We start from the raw sequence: 4862 nt of genomic DNA, 5'->3' as shown, positions 1-4862 counted from the left end.
TTAAAAATGCGGGGCCCAGGCGACCAGAGGTAGTTCGAAGATGTGGGCAAAGTCGCCGTTCACCGGGCGTACTCTTACGGTAAAGCCCACGGTGCCCTGGGGCAAAATGAGATTACCTCTGTAAAGGTATGTACCTTCGGGTGTCTGCCCCTCCATGGTCATGGTTGTTTTATTTATGTTGCATAAATGCCCGTTGGAATTTATCATACAAAACGCACCGGGCATGTGATCAAAGCCACTGGAAGGCTTCCCGTCCACCCTGCCGTAGACAATTTCCACGGTAACGTCCTCCGGCGAAAGGGATCCCAGCTGCACCACGGCTTCGACCGGCAGCGGTTCCCCAGCTCCCATGTCCCGGGTGTCTCCGGCCTTCACGGATTTAACAGCCACCTGTGTCCAGCTCCCCTTGAGCTTTTCTTTGAAGGCGGCTAAATGTCGTGCGGGTTCGTAGTTGTTGCGGCTGAAGTGCAGGTTTCGCTCAATGGCCGGTACATAAAACCGCTGGCAGTATTCTTTGACCATTCGTTCCGTGTTAAAAAGGGGCGGGATGGTTTGCAGGGACCGTTTCATCAGCTCTACCCAGGCCCGGGGGATTCCTTTCTGGTCCCGGTCGTAATACATGGGGATAATGGTCTCTTCCAGCAGCGCAAAGAGCGAGTAGGCATCATCCCGGTCCTGGGTTTCTTCATCGTGGTACTCTCTCGTTTCCCCCATGGCAAAACCGTTTTCTCCATTGTAGGCTTCGGGCCACCAGCCGTCAAGGATGCTGCAATGAATCACACCGTTTACGGCTGCTTTCTGGCCGCTGGTACCACTGGCCTCCAGGGGACGGCGGGGGGTGTTCAGCCATACGTCCACCCCTTGCAGCAGCGAACGGGCAAGGGCGATGTCGTAGTCCTCAAGGAGAACCACCCGCCCTTTAAACGGTTCCTGGTTGGTAAGTTCGTAGATTTGTTTTATTATCTCCTGCCCCAGGCGATCTGCCGGGTGAGCCTTCCCGGCGAAGATGATCTGGACCGGGCGTACCGGGTCACTTACCAGCCGTGCCAGGCGCTCCCTGTCTCGCAGCAGCAGGCCGGCTCTTTTATAGGTGGCAAAACGGCGGGCAAAGCCAATGGTCAGTATTCTGGGGTCCAGGTATTGCTCCACTTCCCGGATGCGCAGTGCCGGTTCCAGGTTGCGCAGGCGCTGGCCCCGCAGGTTGTCCCGGGCGATGCGGATCATTTTTTCTTTTAACCGGCAGTGTATTTCCCACAGTTCTTCAGCCGGGATGGCCGAAACTTGTTCCCAGGTCTGCTGGTGGCAGCAGTTCTGCCGCCAGTCGGCTTCCAGGTAACGGTCGAACAATTCCTGCAATTCCGGGGCGAGCCAGCTACCGATGTGCACTCCGTTGGTGATGGAGGAGATGGGAATCTCTTCCATGGGTATGCCAGGATAAAAGCGGCGGAACATTTGCCTGGTCACCTGGCCGTGCAGCTTGCTCACCCCGTTGCAGTAGCTGGAGAGACGCAAGGCCAGGAGGGTCATGTTGAACACCTTTTGTTCGTCATCCCACCCAAGGGCCAGGAACTCTTCCCGCTGCATGTTCAGCTGGCTGTATAGATGATTAAAATACTTGTCAATCATCTCGGCGCTGAAGACATCGTGTCCGGCCGGAACGGGGGTATGGGTGGTGAACAGGGTGCCCGCACGCACCGCCTCTACAGCGGCGTTTACCGGTACCCCCGCCTGTACAAGCTCGCGGATCCTTTCGATAAGCAGGAAGGCAGCGTGGCCTTCGTTGATGTGCCAGGCCAGGGGGTGAATGTTCAGGGCTCGAAGTACCCGCACGCCGCCGATACCGAGCAGGATTTCCTGGCAGATGCGCGTTTCCCGGTCGCCACCATAGAGCTGACCGGTTAAAGCCCTGTCGGTCATGTTATTTCTGGTCACATCGGCATCCAGGAGGTAAATGGGCACCCGGCCCACCTGCATCTTCCATATTTTGAGGTATACGGTCCTGCCGGGGAGTTCCACGGGGACATACAGTGTGCTACCGTCGGGATGGGTGACAGGGGTGATGGGCATCTGGTGAAAATTCAAGCTGGGGTAATGGGCTTCCTGCCACCCTTCGCGGTTAAGGCGCTGGGTAAAATAGCCATTTTTGTATAAGAGGCCGACTCCTGCAAAGGGAAGGCCCAGGTCGCTGGCCGACTTGCAGTGATCCCCTGCCAGCAATCCCAGCCCGCCGGAGTATGTGGGGTGGGATTCATGAACACCAAACTCGGCGGAGAAGTAGGCAACGACGTGGTTGTTGTGCCCGGGGTATTGACGGTTAAACCAGGTTTCGGAAGTCATGTAACGGTCCAGGTCTTCCATTACCTGGTTGTAAAGCAAAAGGAAAGATTCGCTTTTAGCCACCTTCTCCAGCTGTTCCTGGCTGACATTGAGCAGGAAACAGATGGGATTATGCTTGACTTCCTCCCAGAGGGAACTGTTGATGCGCCGGAAAAGTTCCTGTGCGTGCTGGTTCCAGCTGAACCACAGGTTGCGTGCCAGCTCTCCCAGGCGGGATATCTTTTCCGGCAGCCTGGGGCCTACGGTAACCGTACGGATGAAGTACATGCTTTAATTACCTCCTCTTTTTCATGTGCCTGCCGGTGAGCAATTACCACGAACTCCCGAATTTTAAAGGACTCGCCCGTAGCTTGCCGTGTATTCTGGAGGAACGGATCTTAAGAATTCTATTTTGGCACCCGGCTATTGTATTCCCCGGTCCAGGCAAATTTCCTCTGTTCCGGTAAAATTAAAAGCCATTTTTGGAGCTGCTAAGTTTTACGGGGCAGGATTTTAACAAGACCGTAGCTAATATTTTAAAGTCGGGAATTAAATATCGAGGAGTTGCTGTTATGTTTTACCAGAGTACCAGGGGAAATAGCCGGCCGGTGAGTGCTGCCGAAGCCATCAAGCTGGGCATGGCACCCGATGGGGGGCTCTTCGTGCCCGACTGCCCTGTTTTTATACCTGCCGGTGAACTGGTTTCGATGGCCGGGATGACTTACCAGGAGCGGGCGGCTGGCATACTCCAGTTGTTCTTGACCGACTTCACGCCCGTTGAAATCAAGGAATGCGTACGGGGGGCCTATGGCCCGGAAAAGTTTGAGGTGCCTGAAGTCGCCCCGGTGCAAAAACTGGATGAAAACCTGTATGTGCTCGAGCTGTGGCACGGCCCCACCTGCGCTTTCAAGGATATGGCCCTGCAAGTACTGCCCCGGCTTTTACCCCGGGCGGTCAAAAAGACCGGGGAGGACAGGGAGATTGCCATCCTGGTGGCCACCTCCGGTGATACGGGTAAGGCTGCCCTTGAAGGTTTCCGGGATGTACCCGGCACCCGGATCATTGTTTTTTTCCCGGCCCGGGGTGTAAGCGAAGTACAGCGCCTGCAGATGATCACCCAGGAGGGTGGCAATGTCCACGTGGTGGCCGTGGAAGGGAACTTCGACCAGACCCAGAGCGGGGTGAAGGCAATTTTTACCGACCCTGCTGTAAATGCATCCATTGAGCGTAAGGGTTACCGCTTTTCTTCCGCCAATTCCATCAACTGGGGGAGGTTGGCACCCCAGATCGTATATTACTTTTCAGCCTATGCGGATTTGCTGAAGAGAGGGGAGATCACTTCCGGTGAAGCTGTGAACTTCGTGGTCCCCACGGGTAACTTCGGCAATATCCTGGCTGCCTTTTATGCCCGCCGGATGGGTCTACCGGTCAAACGGCTTATCTGTGCGGCCAACCGCAATAACGTGTTGACGGACTTTATCCGCACGGGCGTCTACGACCGCACCAGAAAATTTTACCGGACCATCTCTCCTTCTATGGATATTCTCATTTCCAGCAACCTGGAGCGGTTGCTCTATGAGGTTACAGGTGGCGATGCAGCGCGGGTGCGGGAGTGGATGGGGGCACTGCAAACTGCGGGGCGCTATCAGGTGGACGGTGAAACGCTGGACAGGATCCAGGCCGTTTTCTGGTCCGATTATGCCGGTGACACGGCCACCATGGAGACCATCCGCCATACTTACCGCCGGTATGGCTACCTGATGGACACTCACACGGCCGTGGGTAAGTATGTTTACGACCGCTACGTCGAGGCTACCGGGGATACCGGTAAAACGGTGATTGCCTCCACCGCCAGTCCCTTTAAGTTCAACCAAAGCGTGGCTGCGGCCATCCTGGGGGAAGGGGTGGTACGCGGAAAAGGGGAATTCGAGTTGCTCGAGCTCCTGTCCCGGGCCACCGGGCTGCCCGTACCCGCAGGGTTGAGGGACCTGGATAGAAAACCCGTTCGCCATACTCTGACCGTGGCACCGGAAGGAATGAAGCGGGTGGTGCAGGAGCTTTTAGGAGTTTCGTAGCGGGATAACGGGGACCGCTTTATTAAAGTTCAAAAAGCGGCGTTCGTTCCGCGGCAACCCGCTGCAGCGTGGTTGATGGAATGGCCGCTATCTTCAAACAGTTAGGGGGACCTGGCATGCCCGTAATAGACCTGGCCCGACTGCTCATCAATCTGTCCCTGGCCCTGGATTTCTCCCGCCGGGGCTTAATGCGGCACCACCAGCGGGTGGCTCTTGTTGCGCTGCGCCTTGGTGAAGCCGCGGGAATGTCCCGGGAGGAACGGTTCGACCTGTTTAAAGCAGCCATAATTCACGATGCCGGTGCGGTTACCTGGCCTGAAAAGGATGCTCTGGAGGCCTTCGATATCCGGGACCCCTGGGGACATTGCCTGCGTGGCTATCAGTTTGTTTCCGATGTGGACGTTCTGTCTCCCGCAGCCGAAATCATTCTCTCCCACCATGATCACTGGCAGGGGGGTAACCCCTCCGGGA

The 4862-nt window shown here is 56.3% G+C and carries 3 protein-coding genes; 2 read left to right on the top strand and 1 reads right to left on the bottom strand.

Annotated elements, in window-relative coordinates:
* The gene (gene glgP / locus ACPLUI_RS10990; protein ID WP_424660308.1) at positions 1–2604 is read right to left on the bottom strand and encodes an alpha-glucan family phosphorylase; all 2604 of its coding nucleotides are present in this window, start codon (positions 2602–2604) and stop codon (positions 1–3) included.
* A 284-nt stretch (positions 2605–2888) separates the two neighbouring features.
* Here glgP and thrC point away from each other — a divergent pair, with 284 nt between their 5' ends.
* A complete protein-coding gene (thrC, locus tag ACPLUI_RS10985; RefSeq protein ID WP_424660307.1) occupies positions 2889–4391 on the top strand; it encodes a threonine synthase in 1503 nt (500 codons plus the stop codon).
* Between the two features lie 116 nt (positions 4392–4507).
* The coding region (locus tag ACPLUI_RS10980) for an HD-GYP domain-containing protein (protein WP_424660306.1) at positions 4508–4862 on the top strand (355 nt) is incomplete at its 3' end.

It is taken from the genome of Desulfofundulus sp., from assembly GCF_049701015.1.
GTDB lineage: Bacteria > Bacillota > Desulfotomaculia > Desulfotomaculales > Desulfovirgulaceae > Desulfofundulus.
The sequence above is the reverse complement of the archived record's forward strand: the minus strand, read 5'-3'. Positions and strand labels throughout refer to the sequence as shown.